Source organism: Leuconostoc sp. JNUCC 76 (assembly GCF_053667755.1).
In genome coordinates this window covers 1857677-1879631 of the sequence record NZ_CM132206.1, presented here as the reverse complement: position 1 = coordinate 1879631, position 21955 = coordinate 1857677, and the positions used below count along the sequence as shown (strand labels likewise).

At 38.1% G+C, this 21955-nt stretch carries 25 protein-coding genes; 24 read left to right on the top strand and 1 reads right to left on the bottom strand.

Annotated elements, in window-relative coordinates:
* Nucleotides 1-18 precede the first annotated feature (18 nt).
* The 16 genes from JNUCC76_RS09495 to JNUCC76_RS09420 all read left to right on the top strand — a co-directional run bounded on the left by JNUCC76_RS09495 (nucleotide 19) and on the right by JNUCC76_RS09420 (nucleotide 14937).
* Nucleotides 19-636, top strand: a complete 618-nt coding sequence (locus tag JNUCC76_RS09495) for a non-canonical purine NTP pyrophosphatase (protein ID WP_454154351.1) — start codon at nucleotides 19-21, stop codon at nucleotides 634-636.
* 106 nt (nucleotides 637-742) lie between these two features.
* On the top strand, nucleotides 743-1648 hold the full coding sequence (locus JNUCC76_RS09490) for an NlpC/P60 family protein (protein WP_454154349.1): 906 nt from the start codon (nucleotides 743-745) through the stop codon (nucleotides 1646-1648).
* Between the two features lie 201 nt (nucleotides 1649-1849).
* Nucleotides 1850-2461: a thymidine kinase gene (locus tag JNUCC76_RS09485; protein WP_454154347.1), complete on the top strand. Its 612-nt coding sequence runs from the start codon at nucleotides 1850-1852 to the stop codon at nucleotides 2459-2461.
* Between the two features lie 81 nt (nucleotides 2462-2542).
* Entirely contained in the window at nucleotides 2543-3613 is a 1071-nt protein-coding gene (gene prfA / locus JNUCC76_RS09480; protein ID WP_454154346.1) for a peptide chain release factor 1, read from the top strand.
* A complete protein-coding gene (gene prmC, locus JNUCC76_RS09475) occupies nucleotides 3610-4602 on the top strand; it encodes a peptide chain release factor N(5)-glutamine methyltransferase (protein WP_454154344.1) in 993 nt (330 codons plus the stop codon). The genes prfA and prmC overlap by 4 nt, the downstream gene beginning before the upstream one ends.
* A complete protein-coding gene (locus JNUCC76_RS09470; protein ID WP_454154342.1) occupies nucleotides 4599-5612 on the top strand; it encodes an L-threonylcarbamoyladenylate synthase in 1014 nt (337 codons plus the stop codon). Before prmC ends, JNUCC76_RS09470 begins: the two co-directional genes overlap by 4 nt.
* Nucleotides 5613-5761: 149 nt before the next feature.
* Nucleotides 5762-7252 (top strand): carboxypeptidase M32, encoded by a 1491-nt coding sequence (locus JNUCC76_RS09465; RefSeq protein ID WP_454154341.1) that lies wholly within the window; start codon nucleotides 5762-5764, stop codon nucleotides 7250-7252.
* A 259-nt stretch (nucleotides 7253-7511) separates the two neighbouring features.
* Nucleotides 7512-7781 carry a phosphocarrier protein HPr gene (locus JNUCC76_RS09460; protein WP_002815800.1) on the top strand — a complete coding sequence of 90 codons (270 nt, stop codon included), beginning with the start codon at nucleotides 7512-7514 and terminating at the stop codon, nucleotides 7779-7781.
* Between the two features lies 1 nt (nucleotide 7782).
* Entirely contained in the window at nucleotides 7783-9498 is a 1716-nt protein-coding gene (ptsP, locus tag JNUCC76_RS09455) for a phosphoenolpyruvate--protein phosphotransferase (RefSeq protein WP_454154338.1), read from the top strand.
* A gap of 113 nt (nucleotides 9499-9611) precedes the next feature.
* Nucleotides 9612-10322, top strand: coding sequence for a tRNA (adenosine(37)-N6)-threonylcarbamoyltransferase complex dimerization subunit type 1 TsaB (gene tsaB / locus JNUCC76_RS09450; RefSeq protein ID WP_454154336.1), 711 nt, complete (start codon nucleotides 9612-9614; stop codon nucleotides 10320-10322).
* The gene (gene rimI / locus JNUCC76_RS09445) at nucleotides 10306-10863 is read left to right on the top strand and encodes a ribosomal protein S18-alanine N-acetyltransferase (RefSeq protein WP_454154334.1); all 558 of its coding nucleotides are present in this window, start codon (nucleotides 10306-10308) and stop codon (nucleotides 10861-10863) included. The genes tsaB and rimI (JNUCC76_RS09445) overlap by 17 nt, the downstream gene beginning before the upstream one ends.
* Complete coding sequence (rimI, locus tag JNUCC76_RS09440) at nucleotides 10841-11251, top strand: ribosomal protein S18-alanine N-acetyltransferase (protein ID WP_454154332.1); 411 nt, start codon at nucleotides 10841-10843, stop codon at nucleotides 11249-11251. The genes rimI (JNUCC76_RS09445) and rimI (JNUCC76_RS09440) overlap by 23 nt, the downstream gene beginning before the upstream one ends.
* The gene (gene tsaD, locus JNUCC76_RS09435; RefSeq protein WP_454154330.1) at nucleotides 11244-12260 is read left to right on the top strand and encodes a tRNA (adenosine(37)-N6)-threonylcarbamoyltransferase complex transferase subunit TsaD; all 1017 of its coding nucleotides are present in this window, start codon (nucleotides 11244-11246) and stop codon (nucleotides 12258-12260) included. Before rimI (JNUCC76_RS09440) ends, tsaD begins: the two co-directional genes overlap by 8 nt.
* A gap of 97 nt (nucleotides 12261-12357) precedes the next feature.
* Nucleotides 12358-13008, top strand: a complete 651-nt coding sequence (locus JNUCC76_RS09430) for a redox-sensing transcriptional repressor Rex (protein WP_454154329.1) — start codon at nucleotides 12358-12360, stop codon at nucleotides 13006-13008.
* Between the two features lie 6 nt (nucleotides 13009-13014).
* Nucleotides 13015-14052 (top strand): lipid II:glycine glycyltransferase FemX, encoded by a 1038-nt coding sequence (locus JNUCC76_RS09425; RefSeq protein ID WP_454154328.1) that lies wholly within the window; start codon nucleotides 13015-13017, stop codon nucleotides 14050-14052.
* A 66-nt stretch (nucleotides 14053-14118) separates the two neighbouring features.
* Nucleotides 14119-14937: an HAD-IIB family hydrolase gene (locus JNUCC76_RS09420; RefSeq protein ID WP_454154326.1), complete on the top strand. Its 819-nt coding sequence runs from the start codon at nucleotides 14119-14121 to the stop codon at nucleotides 14935-14937.
* Nucleotides 14938-14946: 9 nt separating this feature from the next.
* Here JNUCC76_RS09420 and JNUCC76_RS09415 read toward each other — a convergent pair whose 3' ends face one another.
* Nucleotides 14947-15429, bottom strand: coding sequence for an FUSC family protein (locus JNUCC76_RS09415; RefSeq protein WP_454154324.1), 483 nt, complete (start codon nucleotides 15427-15429; stop codon nucleotides 14947-14949).
* Between the two features lie 92 nt (nucleotides 15430-15521).
* Here JNUCC76_RS09415 and JNUCC76_RS09410 point away from each other — a divergent pair, with 92 nt between their 5' ends.
* The 8 genes from JNUCC76_RS09410 (at nucleotide 15522) to groES (ending at nucleotide 21946) form a co-directional block, all read left to right on the top strand.
* Complete coding sequence (locus JNUCC76_RS09410; RefSeq protein WP_454154323.1) at nucleotides 15522-16265, top strand: nitroreductase family protein; 744 nt, start codon at nucleotides 15522-15524, stop codon at nucleotides 16263-16265.
* A gap of 32 nt (nucleotides 16266-16297) precedes the next feature.
* On the top strand, nucleotides 16298-17257 hold the full coding sequence (locus tag JNUCC76_RS09405) for a type I phosphomannose isomerase catalytic subunit (protein WP_454154322.1): 960 nt from the start codon (nucleotides 16298-16300) through the stop codon (nucleotides 17255-17257).
* 253 nt (nucleotides 17258-17510) lie between these two features.
* Nucleotides 17511-18461: a mannose/fructose/sorbose PTS transporter subunit IIA gene (locus tag JNUCC76_RS09400; protein ID WP_454154321.1), complete on the top strand. Its 951-nt coding sequence runs from the start codon at nucleotides 17511-17513 to the stop codon at nucleotides 18459-18461.
* Nucleotides 18462-18500: 39 nt separating this feature from the next.
* On the top strand, nucleotides 18501-19307 hold the full coding sequence (locus JNUCC76_RS09395; protein ID WP_454154319.1) for a PTS mannose/fructose/sorbose transporter subunit IIC: 807 nt from the start codon (nucleotides 18501-18503) through the stop codon (nucleotides 19305-19307).
* A gap of 14 nt (nucleotides 19308-19321) precedes the next feature.
* A complete protein-coding gene (locus JNUCC76_RS09390) occupies nucleotides 19322-20236 on the top strand; it encodes a PTS system mannose/fructose/sorbose family transporter subunit IID (protein WP_260355465.1) in 915 nt (304 codons plus the stop codon).
* A gap of 76 nt (nucleotides 20237-20312) precedes the next feature.
* Entirely contained in the window at nucleotides 20313-20672 is a 360-nt protein-coding gene (locus tag JNUCC76_RS09385) for a DUF956 family protein (RefSeq protein ID WP_454154316.1), read from the top strand.
* 33 nt (nucleotides 20673-20705) lie between these two features.
* The gene (locus JNUCC76_RS09380; protein WP_454154314.1) at nucleotides 20706-21539 is read left to right on the top strand and encodes a YitT family protein; all 834 of its coding nucleotides are present in this window, start codon (nucleotides 20706-20708) and stop codon (nucleotides 21537-21539) included.
* A 122-nt stretch (nucleotides 21540-21661) separates the two neighbouring features.
* Nucleotides 21662-21946, top strand: a complete 285-nt coding sequence (gene groES, locus JNUCC76_RS09375) for a co-chaperone GroES (RefSeq protein ID WP_002815782.1) — start codon at nucleotides 21662-21664, stop codon at nucleotides 21944-21946.
* Nucleotides 21947-21955: the final 9 nt, after the last annotated feature.

Sequence of the window (21955 nt, the reverse complement as noted above, 5' to 3'; positions counted from 1 at the left end):
TTTTGGAAAGGTTTCATAATGAAAAAAATAGTAATTGCATCTAATAATTCAGCTAAAACACGGGAAATTCAACAAGTATTTGCTGAGTTTGGGGTCCAAGTGGTTAATTATCGCTCGATAATAAGTGAAAAAACTTTTCCAGAAGAAACTACTGATGATCAATATGAAAATGCTTTAGCTAAGGCACGTTTTATTAAGCAATTTTTGCCAAAAGAATGGATTTTAGCTGATGACACAGGTGCATATTTTGCTGCTTTCCCAGCCAGATTTGGATTAACTATTGCTCGCGAATTTAAAAGTTTGGGACTTAAATCTATTCAGGAAGAAGATGAATATTTATTAGGGTTGTATACATCAGATATGGATCGAAGTGCTTATTTAGAGGCTTTATTTGTCTTATTAACACCAGATGGTCAAGTGCAGCGCGCTATTGGGCGAGGAGGAACTAAGTTAGCTTCGGCAGAACGAGGTCGGTTTTCGGTAGGATTTGATACCTTGTTTGAAGCTGAAAATGGCCAGACTTTTGCAGAAATGCCAATTGACGTTCGCGTATTTTATTCACATCGTGGGCGGGCTGCAAAAAACTTATTGGCACAATTAAAATCTAGTGAATTGTCAAGTTTGGTTCATAAGTAATCAGTAACTTTCTAGGATTCAAAAATTATTTAATCTTATTATAAGATCCGTTTGTTAAACTAAAGACGAAGTTTAAGCTGCTTATTTATGAAGGAAACTAAGATAAATGAAATCAAGAAAGAAAGTATCAAGATCAAAAAAGCATGCACGGCGTACGCATTGGTGGTGGATTGTGGCAGTACCCATCATTATTGGTCTAGCCGGAACGTATGTGGTCAGAACAAACGTTATTGACCTACCAGATAATATAAAAGCATTGCCACAAAAAGTGTTGAAAGCAACGCCATTGAACAACGCATCACAAAAATTCACAACAATTGGTGGTGAAAAAGTTATTTTAAAGACGACTGTCTTAGGGAAAACATTTTTGATTTCAGATACAACTAAAAAGAAGTTGACGGGACTACAAACAATCGGCAAAAAAGAATATTATTTCTCACCTCAAACTGGTGAAATGGTGTATGGTTTGAAAAAGATTGACGGTTATTATTATTATTTTGATAAAAATGGCGTGAATAATTCTGTCACAGCATACCAAAAAATTGCGGCGTCTGTTAAAAGTGACAATGAAACCATTGAAAAAGTTATTTCAGGTGGTATGACTTTGGTCGGAAAGAGCCCCTACGCTTATGGTGGTGGTCGTACTGATAGTTCTATAGCTAAGAATGAATTTGATTGTTCATCATTCATTGCATGGTTTTATAGAAAAGCCGGATTACCATTAGTGGTGCAATCTGCTGCTTCTACAACTTTATTAGCACAAACAGGAACTGAGGTCGCATGGTCTGATATGCAACGAGGAGATATTCTTGTTACCCCAAACACTTACACTGAGGATCGTCTTCATACTGCCATTTACCTCGGGGATGGATTCATCTTACATGATTCATCGCCTACTAACGGTGTCGCAGTTAGTCGTTTAAATGAATTGGTTAACTATAAAACATCTAAGACATTAACGTGGGCTGATTTATTAAAGCCAGGAACAGTACGTCGTGAAGTAACGGAATAAAGATTTATTATAGCGCCACTTAATCGTGGCTTTTTTGTTGCTGTAAATATTGGTATAATATTATTAGCAGTGTCTGCATGTCTGTGTGGATAAATATTTTAGCAAAAATAGCATTCATTTATATATGGTACTCAGGCTTCATTCAAACTAATAAAAAGGGGAATAAGTGTTTATAATCTATGGATTAAACACAGTAAAGATATGGCACAATTATTTTTTGAATATGGCGCAATGAGTTCCGGAAAGTCTATTGAAATCCTCAAGGTCGCCCATAATTATGAATCACAAGGTCGGAAAGTGTTGTTGATGACACCTATTGTGGATTCCCGAAATGGTGTTGGTGTTGTTGCTAGTCGAATTGGTTTGTCACGTGAAGCAGTAACAGTTCAACCCAATCAAAATTTGTATCAGTTAATTAAAAAAATGAAAAATGATAATTTAGCAGTAGTGTTAATTGATGAAGCGCAATTTTTAGCCGCTGAACAGGTTGATCAACTAGCGTATGTTGTTGATAACCTGAATATTCCTGTTATGACTTTCGGCTTAAAACAAGACGCTTTTAACCATTTGTTTGAAGGTTCAAAACGCTTAATTGAATTAGCTGATAAATTAGAAGAAATGAAAACGATTTGTTCTTTTTGTGGCAAAAAGGCAACAACTCAGCTACGTATTGTTGATGGAAAGCCACAACGAGAAGGGGCGCAGGTTTTTATCGGTGGAGATGAAGCTTACATTCCAACGTGCCGCCACCATTGGTTTAATCCAGATTTAGATAAAATTGCTGAGATGTTTCCAACTGACCATGGTCAGTGAATCAAGGGGCCATTGACCCTGTACATAAAAAATAAAATTCTGTTAGTGTGTTAGCACTGGCAGCTTCTACTGGAGAATAAAATGGATCCAATATTTCAATCTTTACAAACCGTCGTTGATCACTATGATGAGCTAAATGAGCAATTGGCTGATCCTGAAGTAATGAATGATGGTCAACATTATATGAAGCTTTCTAAAGAAGCCGGTGAAATACGCCAAACCGTTGAGGTTTATACACGTTATAAGCAGGTAATTCAAGATATTCAAGATGCCGAAGAACTTTTAAATGATGCTGAAATGGCACCTTTAGCTAAAGAAGATCTCAATACATTGAGACCTGAAAAAGAGCAACTGGAAGAACAATTGAAAGTTTTGATGTTGCCAAAAGATCCTAATGACGACAAAAATATTATTATGGAAATACGTGGGGCAGCTGGTGGTGATGAATCATCACTTTTCGCTGCCGACTTGTTGGATATGTACCGCCGGTATGCTGAACGCCAAAGATGGTCATTAAGCATTATTGATGAAAGTAGTACTGAAGTCGGTGGTTATAAAGAAGTTGCTGTTATGATTACGGGTGACAATGTTTATTCTAAGCTAAAATTTGAATCTGGTGCTCATCGAGTGCAACGTGTTCCGGCTACTGAAACGCAAGGACGTGTTCATACTTCTACAGCAACGGTTGGTGTCATGCCAGAATTTGAAGAAATTGACTTTGAACTAAATGAATCAGATTTGGAAGAAGAATTTTTCCGCTCAGGTGGCGCTGGTGGACAAAACGTCAATAAGGTGTCAACAGCAGTTCGCTTAATTCACAAACCAACAGGTATTATGGTCAAGATGCAAGAAGAACGAACGCAAATTAAAAACCGTGATAAGGCCCGAAAGTTACTGGCAAGTCGTGTGTATGATTTTTATGCACAACAAAATGAATCTGAGTATGCAGCTCAGCGTAAATCGGCAGTGGGAACTGGTGATCGTTCGGAACGAATCAGAACCTACAATTATCCGCAAAACCGTGTGACAGATCACCGCATTGGTCTGACACTGAATAAGTTGGATCGTATTATGAATGGTGAACTTGGTGAGGTTATCGACGCATTGGTTATTGCAGATCAAACAGCAAAGTTGGCGGAACTAAACAAATGACTGGAAAGCATTTTGAAACGCCAGATCAGTTTAAAAAATCTAAATCAGATTCAAAAGTACTTTCGAGCAAATTAAACACACCAAAATGGTTTGAATGGGACGACATTCAAAAGCCAGTTAATTCAGCCACAGTAAAAATTTCATTGCTTGAGGCCAAAAAATGGGCTCTCTTGGAGTTAACCAATGTTGGTATGCCAGCAGAAGATGCTAAGGATAATATTGATTTTCTTCTTAGTGGAGCACTGAATGTTAATTATGGTATGCTACGAGCAAATATGTCACGACAAATGCCGGCATCATTAGCGGCACTTTGGCCCAGTTGGATAGCAGAATTAGTTAAAAATAAGCCGCCACAATATATTTTAGGTCATGCACCATTTTATGGCCGCGAATTTATGGTAGATGAACGTGTGTTGATTCCACGACCAGAAACCGAGCAACTGGTTGAATGGATTTTGAAAGATGCTGGTAATGCTAAACATCCGGTTTCTGTGTTAGATGTTGGCACAGGTAGTGGGGCTATTATCGAAACATTAATGCTTGAGAACGACCGAGTGAAAGGGTTTGCCGCAGATATTTCTCAAGATGCTTTGACGGTAGCTGAAATGAATGCGCAACGTTTTAATTTATCACATCTACATTTTGTTGAAAGCGATGTTTTTAGCGCATTAAGCGGATTGAAATTTGATCTTATTGTTAGTAATCCACCATATATTTCTAATAGTGATGAATATGAGATGGATGACAGTGTGGTAACTTTCGAACCGCATACAGCTTTATTTGCTGAAAATGATGGTTTAGCAATTTACGAAAAACTTGCGCGTGGATTAGATGCGCATTTAACTGAACATGGCCGTGCGTATTTTGAAATTGGTTATAAACAAGGAAAGGCAGTACAGCAGTTACTACAAGCGGCATTGCCCAAAGCGAAGATAACTTTGCGACAAGATTTTTCAGGTCTTGATCGCATGATTCGAGTAGAAAAATGAAAACAAAAATTTTTGAAACCACTAAAAATGATATTGAAGAAGCTAGTCGACTTATCCAAAACGGCGAAGTAGTTGCTTTTCCAACAGAAACAGTTTACGGCTTGGGAGCCGATGCAACGAATGAATCAGCAATTAAAAAGGTATTTGTCGCTAAGGGACGACCTGCTGATAATCCTTTGATTATGACCGTAGCAGATGCTACACAATTGGATGAATTTGTAACCATTTCTGATCAAGCTAGGAGGTTGATGAACCATTTTTGGCCGGGTTCATTAACTATTATCCTGCCTATTAAACCAGGGAAGGTGTCCATGTTGGTAACCGGTGGATTACAGACAGTTGCTTTTCGCTTACCTGCTAACGACGCGGCACGTACATTAATTCGTGCTGCTGGTGTACCAATTGTGGGACCAAGTGCAAATACATCAGGGAAGCCATCCCCAACAACAGCGCAGCATGTGTGGCATGATATGCAAAATAAAATTGCCGGTATTGTTGATGATGGACCAACACAAGTAGGTGTTGAGTCAACGGTTGTCGATATGTCAATATCGACACCAATTATTTTACGGCCAGGCGCAGTGACCCAACCACAACTTGAAGATGTTTTACAAATGAAAGTTATTGATGCAACTAGTACAGAATCTGTTGCGAGCAATGTAACACCTAAGGCACCTGGTATGAAATATCGCCACTATGCCCCAGACAAAAATGTCGTAATGTTTGACGAATTAGATGCCTTAGAATTAAAACAAGTACTTGCACCAAATGATGTTGTAATGGCCCAAGATGATATGATTGAAAAAATGGGATTAACGAACCGTCAGGCGTGGTCATTAGGCAACACCCTAGAAACGGCTACTGAACAGTTATTTGCTGGGTTACGTTTCTACGATGATGATAGTCAGATAACCACGATTTACGTTCAAAAGATGCCGCCCATTGGTATTGGTAAAGCCTTTAATAATCGTTTAGGAAAGTCAGCGGGAAATCAGGAATTTCAAAACTAAAAATAAAAAGAACTAAATTTGCTAAAAGGTTTAGTTCTTTTTTATTTATAATTAAGACAGTTTTCTAAATAATGATCAATGATGGCACATTTCTTCAAATGAAATGATAAAATAATTATTAACTAAAAATATTCTAATAGGAGTTGTATATGACGACGCAACATAATTTATTTGATTCAGTTAAAGAGCAGACTATTTTGACACAAATAGCTGCGCTTTCAGGTTGGGATGCTTTGACGGGGATGCCAAAGGATGCGGGGCATTTTCGTGCAGAGATGGACGCATATCTAGCTGAAAAATTATTTCAAGCTTCAACTGGAAATGCTCGAAAAAAAATATTAGAAGATTTGGAAGCTGACGATTCATCATTAGATAGTTTAGGTCATCTTGTGCTTCAAAAGGCACGTAAAGATTTTGATATGACAGGCAATATTCCTGAACAGGATTTTATTGCTTTTCAGAAAACACTTTCGGAAGCACAAGATTTTTGGGCAAGAGCGCGTGAGGCTAACGATTATAAAGTTTATCAGCCATATTTGGAACGAATTATTAGTTATTTGAAGCAATTCATTCCGCTATGGCAAAAAAATGAAAAAACACCATACGATGTTTTATTAAATCAATATGAACCAGGATTAACTGTCGAAAAATTGGATGCAGTATTCGACCAAGTTAAGAATGGTATCACAACATTGCGTCACAAATTGTCAGCCAATGATTCGATACCTAATGATGAATTTTTAAGCCGTAAGGTCACTAAGGTACAACAAAGTAAGTATGCTATGGCGGCTGCACAAAGATTGGGGTACAACCTAAATAAAGGTCGGCTAGACGATACAATCCATCCATTTATGGAAGCTCTGAATCGTGATGATGCTCGTATCACCACACGCTGGGACGAAAATAATTTTCAAATGGCGGTTCTAGGTATTCTCCACGAGGCAGGTCATGGACTCTTTGAACAAAATGTTGATGCTAAGTATGACGATGTACGTTCAGTTTTGCCAATCAGCATGAGTATTCATGAATCACAATCGTTGTTTAATGAAGTTATGGTTGGAAGATCAAAAGAATTTTGGGCAGTTGAATATCCAAAGTTACAAGCAACTGTAGCACCAACATTTGATGATATTAATTTTGATCAATTTTATCAAGCGTGGTTAAAAACTGAAGCCACATTGATTCGTACTGAAGCGGACCCGTTAACTTATCCATTGCACATCATTATTCGTTATGAAATTGAAAAAGCAATTTTTAACGATAACGTTGATATAAGTGATTTGCCAGCACTCTGGAATAAGAAATATAAAGAATATCTTGGTTTAGAAGTACCAGATGATTTGACTGGTATTTTACAGGACATTCACTGGGCAGGTGGATCATTTGGGTACTTCCCAAGTTATGCACTCGGTCATTTATATGCAGCTCAATTTAGAGCAACCATGACAAAGACGTTAGATTTTAAAGCTATCTTTGAATCGGGAGATTATTCACCAATTTTTGAATGGCGCAAGGAGCATGTTTGGCAATATGGTGGAGCCGTAGACCCTAATAAAGTATTGGAAGATGCTACGGGAGAACCTCTAAATCCACAGTACTGGCTAGATTTTGTTAATGGCCTGTATGAAAATTTTAATTGAAAAAAAACGTTGAACTGATGATGTTTAACGCTTTTTTTATTGTTGATATAAGTTGTTTCAAGTATGAACAATCTATTTTTCAGAAAAGAGGACGCATAATCAATGTAAACGTTTTCATTAAAAAAGCCGTTAAATAGGCATTTCTAGCTTTAGCGCTTGATATAACAATGATTTGTGCAATATTTTACTTGATATTTTGTAAGCGCTTTGATAAACTATATTCAGAAGCTGATTAACAGCACAAAGGAGAATTTTAAACATGGCACAATCAAAAGACTTTCATATCATCGCAGAAACAGGTATTCACGCACGTCCAGCAACTTTGTTAGTACAAGCAGCTTCAAAGTTCGCTTCAGATGTTACTTTGTCATATCAAGGTAAGGATGTTAACTTGAAGTCAATCATGGGTGTAATGTCATTGGGTGTTGGTCAAGGCGCCGATGTTACTATCAAGACCGAAGGTGCTGATGAAGAAGCAGCAATGACAACAATTGCTGAAGCAATGGCTACAGAAGGACTAGCAGAATAAAATGACGAAAAACTTCAAAGGAATCGCGGCAAGTAACGGCGTAGCAATTGCTAAAGCCTACTTGTTAGTTGATCCAGATTTGTCTTTTGAGAAGACAACAGTAACAAATGTGGCGGCTGAACAAGCACGTGTCGACGATGCTTTGAAGGCTTCTAGTGATGATGTTAAATTGATAAAGGCAAAGGCAACCGAAAGTTTAGGTGCTGCAGAGGCTGAAGTATTCGAAGCACACCTAATGGTTTTGGCTGATCCAGAAATGTCTGGTGCAATTAAACAAAAAATAGAAGATGACAAAGTTAACGCTGAGCAAGCTGTCAAAGAAGTCACAGATATGTACATCAGTATGTTTGATGCAATGACGGATAATGAATATATGCAAGAACGTGCAGCAGATATTCGCGACGTAACGAAGCGCATTTTGTCACATTTATTGAATATTTCTTTGCCTAATCCAGCATTAATTGATGAAGAAGTAATTCTTGTATCAAAGGATTTAACTCCTTCTGATACAGCGCAACTAGATCGTCAGTTCGTAAAAGGCATCTTAACTGACCTTGGTGGTCGAACAGCGCATGCATCAATTATGGCACGTACATTGGAAATTCCAGCGGTGGTTGGTTCTGAAAAAGCAACAGTTGAAGTTTCTAGTGGTGATGTGGTCATTGTTGATGGCTTGACAGGCGATGTAATTGTTAATCCTGATGCCGATACACTTGCTACTTATCAAAAAAAGGCAGCCGATTATTTCGCACAACGTGCAGAATGGGCTAAGTTGAAAGATGAGAAATCAGTGTCTGCTGATGGTAAAGAATTTATCGTTGGTGCTAACATTGGCGCACCAAAAGATATGCAAGCTGTTTTAGACAATGGTTCTGAAGGCGTTGGTTTGTATCGAACAGAATTCTTGTATATGGAATCTGATCATTTGCCAACTGAAGATGAACAGTTTGAGGCTTACAAAGCTGTTGTCGAACAAATGGGTGACAAGCCCGTTACAGTTCGTACGATGGACATTGGTGGGGATAAGCATCTTGATTATTGGAAATTACCTGAAGAAGAGAATCCGTTCTTAGGTTATCGTGCCATTCGTATTTCATTGGATCAGACTGATATTTTTCGCACGCAATTACGTGCATTAATACGGGCGTCTGCGTTTGGTAATTTATGGATTATGTTCCCAATGATTGCAACACTAAGCGAATTCCGTGCTGCGAAAAAGATTTACCTTGAAGAACGTGAAAAGCTTGAAAAAGCGGGCGTGGCTACGGGTGAAGTTAAGTTGGGCATTATGATAGAAATTCCAGCTGCAGCAATTTTAGCCGATAAATTTGCCAAAGAAGTTGATTTCTTCTCTATTGGTACAAATGATTTGATTGCCTATACAATGGCTGCAGATCGTGGAAATGATCGTGTGGCGTATTTGTATCAACCATATAATCCGTCTATCTTACGGTTAATTAATACTGTGATTTCAGCTGCGCACAAAGAGGGCAAGTTTGTCGCAATGTGTGGTGAAATGGCTGGTGATCCTGTGGCAGTACCACTATTAGTGGGTATGGGATTAGATGAGTTTTCAATGAGTGCGCCATCTGTTTTGCAAACTCGTTCCTTGATGAAAAAGCTCAACACAGCTGACATGAAAGTGTTGGCTGAAAAAGCATTGGACGTTGAAACAAACGATGAAGTGATTGAGTTAGTTAAGCAAGCAACAAAGTAAGGTTTAGGAAAAGCGCCATTGGCGTTTTTTTGTGCTTTATAACCGTTTTTATGACTATTAATAAATATAACAATTCTCATTCAAGTTTTATTATTTGTGATAAAATTAAACTTATGAAGATTTTAGCATTTGATACAAGTAACCAACCACTAACAGTGAGCTTGGCAGAAAATAATAGCGTAAAAAACGTTTTCACTACCAATGTAGCACGTAATCATTCCATTCAGTTGCTACCGGCCATTCGAGATGTTGTGGCCTCTGAAAATTTGACACTACAAGATATTGATCGTGTTGTTGTGGCTCAAGGTCCAGGATCGTTTACGGGATTAAGAATTGGTGTCACGGTGGCAAAAGTTTTAGCCGATACCTTAGGTGCTGAATTATGTGGTGTATCTAGCTTAGCAATTTTAGCGGAACAAGTTAAAGCTGACGGGCTAGTGGTACCACTATTTAACGCCCGCAATAGAAACGTTTTTGCTGGTGTATATCAAAATGGCATGAGTATATTTGCTGAATCTCATCAGCCAATTACAAATCTATTTGCTTTTTTGGAATCAAAGGACGAACCAATTACTTTTTTGGGTGATACCTCAGAATTTAGTGATGAAATGCAAACGCTTTTTGGTGAACGCGCAAAAATTTTGTCACCAGAAGAGAGTTTACCGGATGGGGTGGGTATTGTAACACTTGGGTTGCAAGAAACACCTACAGAAAATATTCAGGATTTTAATCCAAATTATCTACGCAAAACGCAAGCAGAGCTGAACTGGATTGCTGCTCATCCTGGTGAGGATAAACCAGAAAACTATGTTTTTGAAATTTAGAAAATCAAAGCATTTATTAAATAGTTTGCCAAAATATACCGAAAAAGTTGTTGATGTCCAAGGGACAACATTTTTATTAAGGCGAGCTACGATGTCAGACATCGATATGCTAATAAAAATTGAAGAAGCAGTTTATAATGGTTCAGCGCCATGGCTTTTACGTGATTTTGTGAGTGAACTGTCACGTCCCCATGTCCGACTGTATTTGGTCATTGAACGACGTGGTCAAATTGTTGGTTTTGCAGGTGCTGCTTTACGCACTGAGATTCATGACATGCACATTACTAATATAGCTGTCCTACCCGTGTGGCAAAATAGCGGCTTAGGCACGATACTCATGCAAGAGCTGAAATTGTTTACCAAAAAAACCGGTGTGTCATCAATGACTTTGGAGGCCAGAGTGTCCAACCTGGGCGCACTGGCATTGTATGAACGACTAGGTTATAAGCAAACAGGTATTAAGAAAGGATATTACCTCGATAATCGCGAAGATGCGGTATCGATGGCATTACACTTTGATGATTCGACGAGCAACAACTGAAGATATTGACTTGATATGGCATATAGCCGATGCTGCTTTTGGATCATCTCCTTGGCCCAAAAGCGTTTTTGAACATGATTTAGCTAGTCCCAGGACAGCTTATTTTATCGGGGATGGTGGTTTTGTTGGTATTACGACAATACTTGATGAAGCTGAAATTGTTAGTGTTGCAGTACATCCTGATTATCAAAAGCAAGGTGTTGCACAGAACATTTTTAAACATATTTTTAATATGAAGCAAGTTACTCGATTTTTACTTGAAGTATCAGCACAAAATGGAAGTGCCCAAGCACTATATAGAAAGCTGGGATTTACAGAGTATTATCGTCGTGAAAAATATTATAGAAATGGTGATGATGCAATTATGATGGAGAAAAAAATTGACTAAAATAATTTCCTTTGAATCAAGTGCGGATGAAACAAGTGTCGCCATTGTTGAAGACGGTAACATTGTTCTAAGCAACAGTGTGGCTACCCAAATTAATTCACATCAACGCTTTGGTGGTATTGTTCCTGAAGTGGCCAGTAGACATCATATTGAATGGATTACCCGGGTATTAAACGATGCTTTAGACACCGCTCATGTCGAACCCAAAGCGCTTGACGCGGTTGCTGTAACATATGGCCCGGGACTAGTTGGATCTTTATTAGTCGGCTTAATGGGGGCGAAAACATTTGCTCTGGCGCATGGCTTGCCAGTTATTCCAGTTAATCACTTAGCAGGCCATATTGCAGCGGCAAATTTCAACAAACCAATTAAATATCCAGCCATGGCATTAATGGTATCTGGTGGACATACTGAACTTGTATTGATGCGTGAAGAAAACCAATTTGAAGTTATTGGTGAAACACGTGATGATGCGGCTGGAGAAAGTTTTGATAAAGTTGGGCGGCTATTAAATTTGCCGTATCCTGCTGGGAAGACAATTGATGAGATGGCTCATAGAGGCCAACCAACCATTAAATTTCCAACTGCCATGGCATATGAAGATAATTATGATTTTAGTTTTTCTGGTTTGAAGAGTGCGGTAATTAATTATGTGCATCACGCCAATCAAAAAGAGGAAACGATCAATCAGGATGATTTGGCGACTAGCTTTCAAAATGCTGTTGTTGATGCATTAATTGGTCGAACAAAACGAGCATTAGAAAATTTTCCCGTTAAAAGTTTTGTATTAGCTGGTGGTGTCGCCGCAAATTCTCAATTACGTGAAGAATTGACTATGCTATTAAACGATTTTCCAAAGACAGAATTTATCCCCGTTCCGATGCAGTATACAGGGGATAATGCGGCAATGATTGGTGCTGCAGGTTATTGGAATTACAAGAAAAATATTTTTGCTGATTTAGATTTAAACACGGATCCGGGATTAGATTTTGAATTGTTACAATCCTGACATCATTGTGAAAACATCACTATCTTTTGCTAAAACCTTTTTATATATGGTATACTAGTTATGCAAAAGTTCACAAGTTTAATTAATGGAGATAATTATGACTCAACAACCTAAAATACCGCGTGCAACTGCTAAGCGGCTACCTATATATTTTCGTTATCTAACATTTTTACATGATGCTGGTAAGGAACGGATTTCTTCCTCAGAGTTGAGTGAAGCTATTAAGTTCGACGCGGCAACAATTCGTCGAGATTTTTCATATTTTGGTGCGCTAGGTAAGCGTGGCTATGGTTATGACGTCAAAGCGCTTTTAGATTTTTTTGCTAATGTTTTAGACCAAGATAGTCTAATTAATGTGGCCTTAATTGGTGCAGGAAATCTTGGACAAGCGTTATTAAATTTCAACTTTCATCAATCGTCGAATATGCGTATTGCAGCAGCCTTTGATGCTGACGAAAAACGTGCTGGTACAATTTTATCAGGTGTGCCTATTTATTCTATGGAAGAATTACAAGAACAGATGACAGCACAACGCATTAATATTGCGATTCTAACTGTTCCTCAAGGTGTAGCACAAGAAATAACAGATCAATTAGTAGAAACGGGCGTTAAGGGCATTTTAAACTTTACACCGGTGCGTGTAACTGTTCCGGCAGGTGTTCGTGTACAAAACGTTGATTTAACAAATGAATTACAGACGTTAGTTTACTTCATTGAAAACTACGGCTCAATTACGACAGGACTATAATTTCACATGACTATTTTAAATTTAGATGATTCCAAAAAAGTAACTGATTATCAAAAATTTGTTCGTGAAAATCCACGCGGGCAAGTGACACAAGATCCATTGTGGGGGAAATTAAAATCTAATTGGGGACATCTTTATGTTTATCATGAGACAGATGGAAAAATTGATGCTGTGATGTCTATTTTGACTGTTGAAGCAGTTCCCGGGAAACTACTGGCTTATGTTGGGCGTGGCCCAGTGGCAGACGTTGAAAATATTGATTTAATTAAGTCAATGATTTCTGAGGCCTTAGCAGCTTTGCCAGATAATGTATTTTTGGTTCGTATGGATCCAGAAATTGCATATTCAGATGAATTAAATCAGAAATACCTTGATGCTGGTTTTCAAACCAGAAATAAACAAGTTCAACATATGCATGGTAATATTCAACCGCGTAAGAATGTGGTCTTATATTATGACGGTCGTGGTGAGGGAGCTGACCCCATTACTAATGAAGATGAATTAATGTTACATTTTAAGCCAAAGGTTAGAAATGATATTCGTCGTGCTTTTCGTGATGGTGTAACGATTACAAGTGGTGATAGTGAAGAAGATGTTCGAGCACTTTTTGACACTTATGTTTCAATGGCTAAAAATCATGGTATAACGCATCGACCAATTGACTATTTCTTGCGCATGCAAAAGTTATGGCGTGGAACAGGATTGTTCCGTGTTTATTTGGCTCATTTTGAAGGGCAAGTTATTGCCAGTGGTCTTGGATTTTCTTATGGTGATGAAATTTGGTATATGTATGCTGGTTCATATCGTGAATTTGGAAAGCATAATGCACCTGCAGCTATTCAATATGAGATGCTTAAGTGGGGACTTGAATTAGGCAAAGTCGAATATGATTTCGGTGGCATTGGCGAATTTGATAATTCGGATGGATTGTACAAATTCAAACATGAATTTGCCTATCATGATCCACATGCAGAATATATTGGTGAATTAGATTGGGTTGTTGATGAATCAGGGTACCAAGAATATCTTAAACAATTTGAATGAAATTAGCGCTTAACGGCGCTTTTTTGGTACAATTGAAAGATAGTATTTACAGGTAGGAGACAAGTAATGTCAATTAAATTAATTGCGTCAGACATGGACGGTACATTTTTGACTGCAAATGATGAATACAGTCAAGCTAGATTTGAGCGTGTTTTATCAGTCATGAATACACGTGAGATGCGTTTTGTGGCAGCATCAGGGCGCCAAGTTAAAAATCTACAACAATTGTTTGCCCCAACAATTAATAATGGCTTTGAAATGGATTTTGTTGGATCCAATGGTGCAGTTGTATCAACATTTGAACAACAATTATATTCGGTTCACTTATCAGCACAACAATTAGAAAAAGTAATTGAATGGAATGCAAAAAATCCAGACTCGGCAGAAAATATTATTATCATGACTGGTGATAAGGGGACTTATGTATCTAATCATGCCACTGGGCAAGTAGCAGAAATGGTATTTCAATTTTATCCCAATGTCAAGCAAGTTGAAAAATTAATGCAAGTTGATGATCATATCTTAGGTATTACTTTTGTGTGGCCAAATAATGAAGTGCAGCAACATGTGGCTGCACTTCGCAATATTTTCGGTGACGAGCTACATGCCACGGGATCTGGATTTGGTTCAGTTGATGTACTTGGAAAAGGTGTTGATAAGGCAGCAGGACTACAAGTTTTGCAAGATTACTACAATGTTTTAGATAGTGAAGTGATGGTATTTGGCGATAATGGTAATGATTTAGAGATGCTGACTAAATACGAAAATGGGTTCGTGATGCCTAATGCTGAGCCGTTTATGCAACAAAGAGTAACTAAAAAAGCCGTCGATGTGAACACAAACGATGGGGTTTTGAAGACTATTGAAAAATATTTAGGTATCTAAAAAAGCGACTTACGTCGCTTTTTTTGGTGACCAAAATCGATTAATTGCTATTGCCATGACAACACCAATAAATGTATCAACAATTCGATCAATGACGTAAATAATTGTTGCACCAGCAGGAATATTAAGTGAAATCATTAGTAAAGCGGCCATTGCACCAATGACGCCACTGTTGTAGTTGAAGCCATCTAATAAAACAATGACAACAATTACCAATACTGGTAACAAAATCATGGATACCCATGCTGCTTGATGTGTTTGCTGATGAACAATAAAGTAAAAAAGTGCAAAGGCACCGCCAACAGTGTTAGAAATCAAACGAACTTTCGCAAAATTTAGTGTTTTGTCCCAACTTTCACGCAAAGCAAAAACTGCTGCTAGACAAGCAACAAATGGTGGTCGATGAAAAAAATAAAAAGACGTAATAATTATCATAACGGCCAGGGCAGTCTTTAATGTACGTAATCCTAACCGGAATTTCCCGAATTGCATAAATTTCTCCAATGAATATTTTATTATTTTATCATAATTTTATGGTACTATCTAGGTATGAATATTATTTGGTTTCATGAAAGGATTTTACTATGTCTAACCCAACCTTAGATGTGCTTAATCAACATATGTCCATACGTTCCTTTACAGATGAAATGGTCTCTGATCAACAGGTTTCAGAAATTATTCGTGCTGCAACTGCAGGACCTAATATGAATAATTACCAACCAGTAACTTTTATAGAAATTACATCACAAGATATAAAGGCTGATATTACTACTAAAGTAGGCATGAAATATATTGAAACTGCAGCAAGATACTTTGTTGTAACGGTTGACTACAATAAAGATTTAATAGGCTTAAACGATGAGCAGCGCCGTCAGGCAGAAGAGAACATACAGAGCTATGCAGTACTTGAAGGTGGTATTGTGAGCGCCGGAATTGCTCTCGGACGGGCTCAAGTTGCTGCTGAATCACTGGGATTAGGCAGTGTGACTATGGCTGGTGCATTAGGAGCCTTAGAAATTTACGAAGAGCATCTCAACTTGCCACGTTATGTGAAAGCGGTGATGGGCTTCTCGGTTGGTCATCCGGCGGATAATCCTGGTATTAAGCCAAAACTTGGTGAAAGTGGCTTTTTGATGAAGGATCGCTATAATCAAGAACAGTTAGAAGAGGCAGTTACCGCGTATAATAAAGTGATGGTTGAATATTATGCGAATCGAGGTATTGAACGTTCTTGGACAGAAAACAATGCTCGAATGTTAACTCGTGAACAAAAAACAACACCATTATTGACGAAGTATGCTAAAGATAAAGGATTTAACTTAAAATAATTTTTTTAAATAAAAATGAAAGCGATTACATTATGACGATATTACATTTACAAGCAGAGCTACATGAAAAGATGTGGGGTGGAAGTGCCCTGAAAGCCTTTAATTATAAAATTCCGAGTGATCATACTGGGGAGGCTTGGACAATTGCTGCCCATAGTAATGGACAATCTACTGTAATTAACGGGAAATTAGCAGGTCAAGGATTGAGTCGAGTTTGGCAAGATCATCCAGAGTTGTTTGGTGGTCATGGACGTGATGAAGCATTTCCACTATTAGTGAAAATTTTGGACGCTCATGAAAATCTATCAATTCAGGTTCATCCGAATGATAAACAGTCTTACGAAAAATTTGGCAAAACAGAAAGTTGGTATATTTTAGAGGCAAAGCCAGGTTCTAAAATATATTATGGTCATCATGCGAAAACACGAGATGAATTAAAAAAGATGGTTGATCAAAAAGAATGGCACAAGTTATTGCGCACGATTCCAGTGCAGAAAGGAGATTTCTTTTATGTTGCTTCTGGTACATTTCACGCTTTAGGGGCTGGTATTATTGCTCTTGAGATACAGCAGAGTTCTGACACAACATATCGATTCTACGACTTTGATCGAATTGATGCCACCACAAAAGAAAAGCGCCCGCTCCAAATTGAAGAGGCCTTAGCAGTTACGACTGTGCCTCATGTAGATCCTACCTTAATTCAAGATACAACGATTGTTGATCAAACTGTCATTGAACGTTTGGTAGTAGCAACAAAATTTACCATAGATAAGTTGTTGGTTCGCGGCCCATCATTGTTTGAACAAACTCATCATTATGAACTGTTTACAGTGATTGAAGGGTCCGGTTTTATCGATGCCGATCAAATCAAAAAAGGTGATAGTTTTATCGTATTGAGTGATGCAAAAAACTACCGATTAGACGGTGATATGACACTCATACGCAGTTTTGTCACGCCTACAACAACAAATAAAGACGCATTTGTGAGATGAATTTAGAAGATGTCGCTAAATTGTAAGTTATTATTTCATTAGTTTTCATCACAATTTACTTTTAGAAAAAATTATTTTATGAAAAGAAAATACAAGCTATGTAAGAAAAGGTGAAAGCTTGTACTTTTTTGTAAACTAGGATTATAATTAAATATGTAAACGGTAACAAAAAACTTTACTGAAAGCGTTTACAAAACTGTTTTGTTCCGTTATAATCATATAGTAAGTATTTTAATGAGAAGGAGATAACCGGATGGTTAATCTAATTATTGCCAGTCACGGAGACTTTGCAAAAGGTATACTGATGTCGGGTTCAATGATTTTCGGTGAACAAGAAAATGTTGAAGTCGTTACATTTTTACCTAATGAAGGTCCAGATGACTTAGATAAACATTATCAAGAAGCATTGGCTAAGTTTAGCAATGACGATCAAGTTCTATTCTTAGTTGATTTGTGGGGTGGTTCACCATTTAATCGTGCTAGCCTTATTCAAAAGGAAAATCCAGAAAAGATGGCTATTGTTGCCGGATTGAATTTGCCAATGTTAATTGAAGCGTACGCTGGTCGTTTGAGTCAGGAAACTGCAGCAGGTTTGGCAACTTATTTGGTTCCTGTCGCTAAAGATGGCGTGAAGTCAGTTCCGGAAGCTGAGGAAGATACGTCTGCGGATAACACAACTAAAGCATCTACAGTAGGATTGAAAGAAGGGCACATTAATATTAAGTTAGCGAGATTGGATACTCGATTGCTTCATGGTCAAGTCGCCACTGCATGGACACCTGATTCAAAAGCGAATCGCATTATCGTGGTTTCAGATGCGGTTGCAAAAGACGAGTTGCGTAAAAGTTTGATTCAACAAGCTGCTCCTAATAATGTCCGTGCAAACATTGTGCCAATCAGCAAAATGATTGAGGTTGCAAAAGACGATCGTTTTGGTGGCGTTGATGCTTTCTTGTTGTTTGAGACTGTTGAGGATGTTTTGGCTGCTGTTGAAGGTGGTGTTCCAATCAAGACGTTGAATGTGGGATCGATGGCACACTCAGAAGGAAAGACAATGGTCAATAAGGTCTTATCAATGGATAAAACTGATGTCGCGGCCTTTGAAAAGTTGCGTGATTTAGGTGTTGAATTCGATGTTCGAAAGGTTCCTAATGATAGTAAGGCTAACTTGTTTGAATTGATTAAGAAAGCGAATGTTAAATAATTTTACATGAAAAATGTTTAATTAAGAAAGGTGTCTAATATGTCTGTTATTGCGATAGTGTTAGTCGTAATTATTGCCTTCTTTGCAGGTATGGAAGGTATTCTTGATGAATTTCAAATTCATCAACCACTAGTATCAGCTACACTGATCGGTTTAGTAACTGGTCATCTTACAGCTGGTATAATTCTAGGTGGTACGTTACAAATGATTGCCTTGGGTTGGGCTAATATTGGTGCTGCTGTTGCTCCTGATATTGCTTTGGCCTCAGTAGCCTCTTCGATTATTATGGTTAAGGGTGGCGATTTCTCAGGAACTGGTATTTCAGTGGCTGTTGCTTCTGCTATTCCATTGGCTGTTGCCGGTCTTTTCTTAACCATGATTGTTCGTACTATTGCGGTGGGTTTGACTCACGGTGCTGATGCTGCCGCTAAAGAAGGAAAAATAGGAACAATTGAACGATTGCACTTGTTTGCTCTGCTATTACAGGGACTACGAATTGCCATTCCGGCTGCAATATTAATTGCTGTTCCTGCAGCAGCTGTTCGAGCAGTATTAACATCAATGCCTGAATGGTTGACTGGTGGTATGACAATCGGTGGTGGTATGGTTGTTGCCGTAGGTTATGCCTTGGTTATCAATATGATGGCAACACGTGAAGTATGGCCATTCTTCGCCATTGGTTTTGCACTTGCAGCTGTTAGTGAACTGACATTAATTGCTTTAGGTGCAATCGGTCTTGCTCTTGCTTTGATTTATATTAATTTGTCAAAGATGGGTGGTAACAACAACGGCGGCGGTTCAAATGGTGGCGGCGATCCAGTCGGCGACATTTTGAATAAGTATTAGAAAGGGGCAAGATAATGGCTGAAACAAAAATTGAACTAACACGAAAAGATCGTATGTCAGTTGCATGGCGTTCACAATTCTTGCAAGGATCATGGAACTACGAACGTATGCAAAACGTTGGATGGGCTTATGCCATGATTCCGGCGATTAAAAAGTTATACAAGTCAAAAGAAGATCGTTCAGCTGCCTTGCAGCGACATCTAGAATTTTTTAACACTCATCCTTATGTTGCTTCACCTATTCTTGGTGTAACATTGGCCTTGGAAGAAGAACGTGCCAACGGTGCTCCGATTGATGATACTGCCATTCAAGGGGTTAAGATTGGTATGATGGGTCCGCTAGCTGGAATTGGTGATCCTGTCTTTTGGTTTACGATTCGACCAATTATAGGTGCATTAGGTGCATCCTTAGCAATGAGCGGTAATATTCTTGGCCCTATCCTATTCTTTGTTCTTTGGAATATTATCCGTATGGCCTTCTTATGGTATACACAAGAATTTGGTTATAAAGCTGGTAGCGCTATCACACAAGATTTATCAGGTGGCTTACTAAAAGATATTACCAAAGGTGCTTCGATTTTAGGAATGTTTATCTTAGCGGTCTTAGTTGAACGTTGGGTATCGATTAAATTTATTCTTGAGTTACCTGCAAAGAAGTTGTCCGAAGGGGCTTATATTAACTTCCCAAATGGCGCCGTTACAGGTGGACAATTACAAAAAATTTTAAGTGAACAGGCATCAGGGTTGTCTTTAACTAAGATGGCGCCTAATACTTTACAAAGTAACTTAGATAGCTTGATTCCTGGTTTGATGGGTCTTTTGTTGACATTCTTGGCAATGTGGTTGTTAAAGAAGAAGGTTTCTCCAATTGTTATGATTATTGGTATTTTCATCTTTGGTATCGCAATGCATGCTTTAAACATAATGTAATAAGATTTCTGATAAAAGTGCTTGTCGATGAGGCGAGCGCTTTTGTCAATACATAAGAAGTTAGGGGAAAGAAATCATGGTACAATCTTTGAATACGAAGGCAGAATTAGCAACACCGGGGATTTCTTATCTTGGTATTGGGGCTAAATATGGTAAGATTTTAGTAGGTGATAGGGCATTTGAGTTTTTCAATGATAATAACGTTGAAGATTATATTCAAATTCCATGGCAAAATGTGATGGCCGTATATGTACACGTTTCAGGAGAACGAGTAAGTCGTCGATTTAAAATTAAAACGGATAAGGTAGAACTGTATTTTTCTGCTAAGGAGTCAGGTAGCGTACTTAAAGTAATGCGCGAGCACCTTGGAAATGAAAAAATACTACGTATGCCTACTTTATGGGACACAGTCCGGGCACGTTTTAAACATAAATAAATTTTCAAATGCCACAAACAATGAGGATACTAAATGAAAATACTTAAGAATTATCAAGCACTACGCTATATTGTTATTGTAATGGCACTGGAAATCGTGGCAATTAGTATCAATTTTTTCTATGCACCCGCAAAAGTTGCTGCCGGTGGTGCTACGGGATTTGCTATTTTGATGAATGAATTGGTTGGATTTGATCGTGCAGCAACTGTTTTGGTTGTTAATTTGATTATGATTGTTTTGGCGGGTGTTTTTTTAGATCGCGGTACGACGGCTCGAATTGCATTTGGCAGTATTGTGTTACCTGTATTACTAAAAATAACACCAAGTTTTCAAGTACTACATGACCGAACATTTGCAGTTTTGGTGGGGGGCAGTATTTTTGCTGTTGGCGTGGCATTACTATATCGTATTGATGCTTCAAGTGGAGGTACTGCAGTCCCTCCAATGATTTTTAAAAAATATTTTCGTATTTCACCTGCATTGTCCTTGTTAGCAATTGATACTGTTGTTTCTTTGGGTAACTTGGCTACTGAGGGATTAGAAGCATTAATTTTGGCACTCTTTTCGTTAGTTATCACCGCTGTGGTTATGAATTACATTGAGACAGGATTAGATCGTCGTAAAATGGTTTATATCACAACAAATCATCGTATTGATGATTTAAAAAAATATTTAATTGATGGTGATAAAGGTTTTACTATTATGGATGTTCGGGGTGGTTATATGGGTGATGGTCGGGAAATGCTTATGGTCGTGCTTGATAATCATGAATATAATCATTTTTTGCGTGGTATTCATCAAGTTGATCCTGAAGCTTTCACAATTGCTTATGATATTTCTGAAGCCCATGGTGGTACATTTTTTTAAAGACATGGTGTCTATATCATGTCTTTTTTATTGACATTTAGTACGATAGTGATATACTTAAAGTTGTAATTAGCACTCATTATAAAAGAGTGCTAAAAAGAAAATCTCGGAGGTATGAATCCATGTTGAAGCCATTAGGTGATCGTGTGATTATTGAAGTAACGGAAGCTGCAGAAGAAACTGTCGGTGGGATTGTTTTGGCAAGTAATGCTAAGGACAAGCCTGTTACTGGTAAAGTTGTAGCTGCGGGTACGGGTTATGTCTTAAATGATGGCACAGTCCGTGATTTGACAGTTAAAGTCGGTGATGAAGTCTTGTTTGATAAGTATGCAGGACAAGAAGTGTCATTTGAGGGGCAAGACTATTTAGCTTTGCACGAAAAAGACATTGTTGCAGTCGTCGAATAATTATCAAAT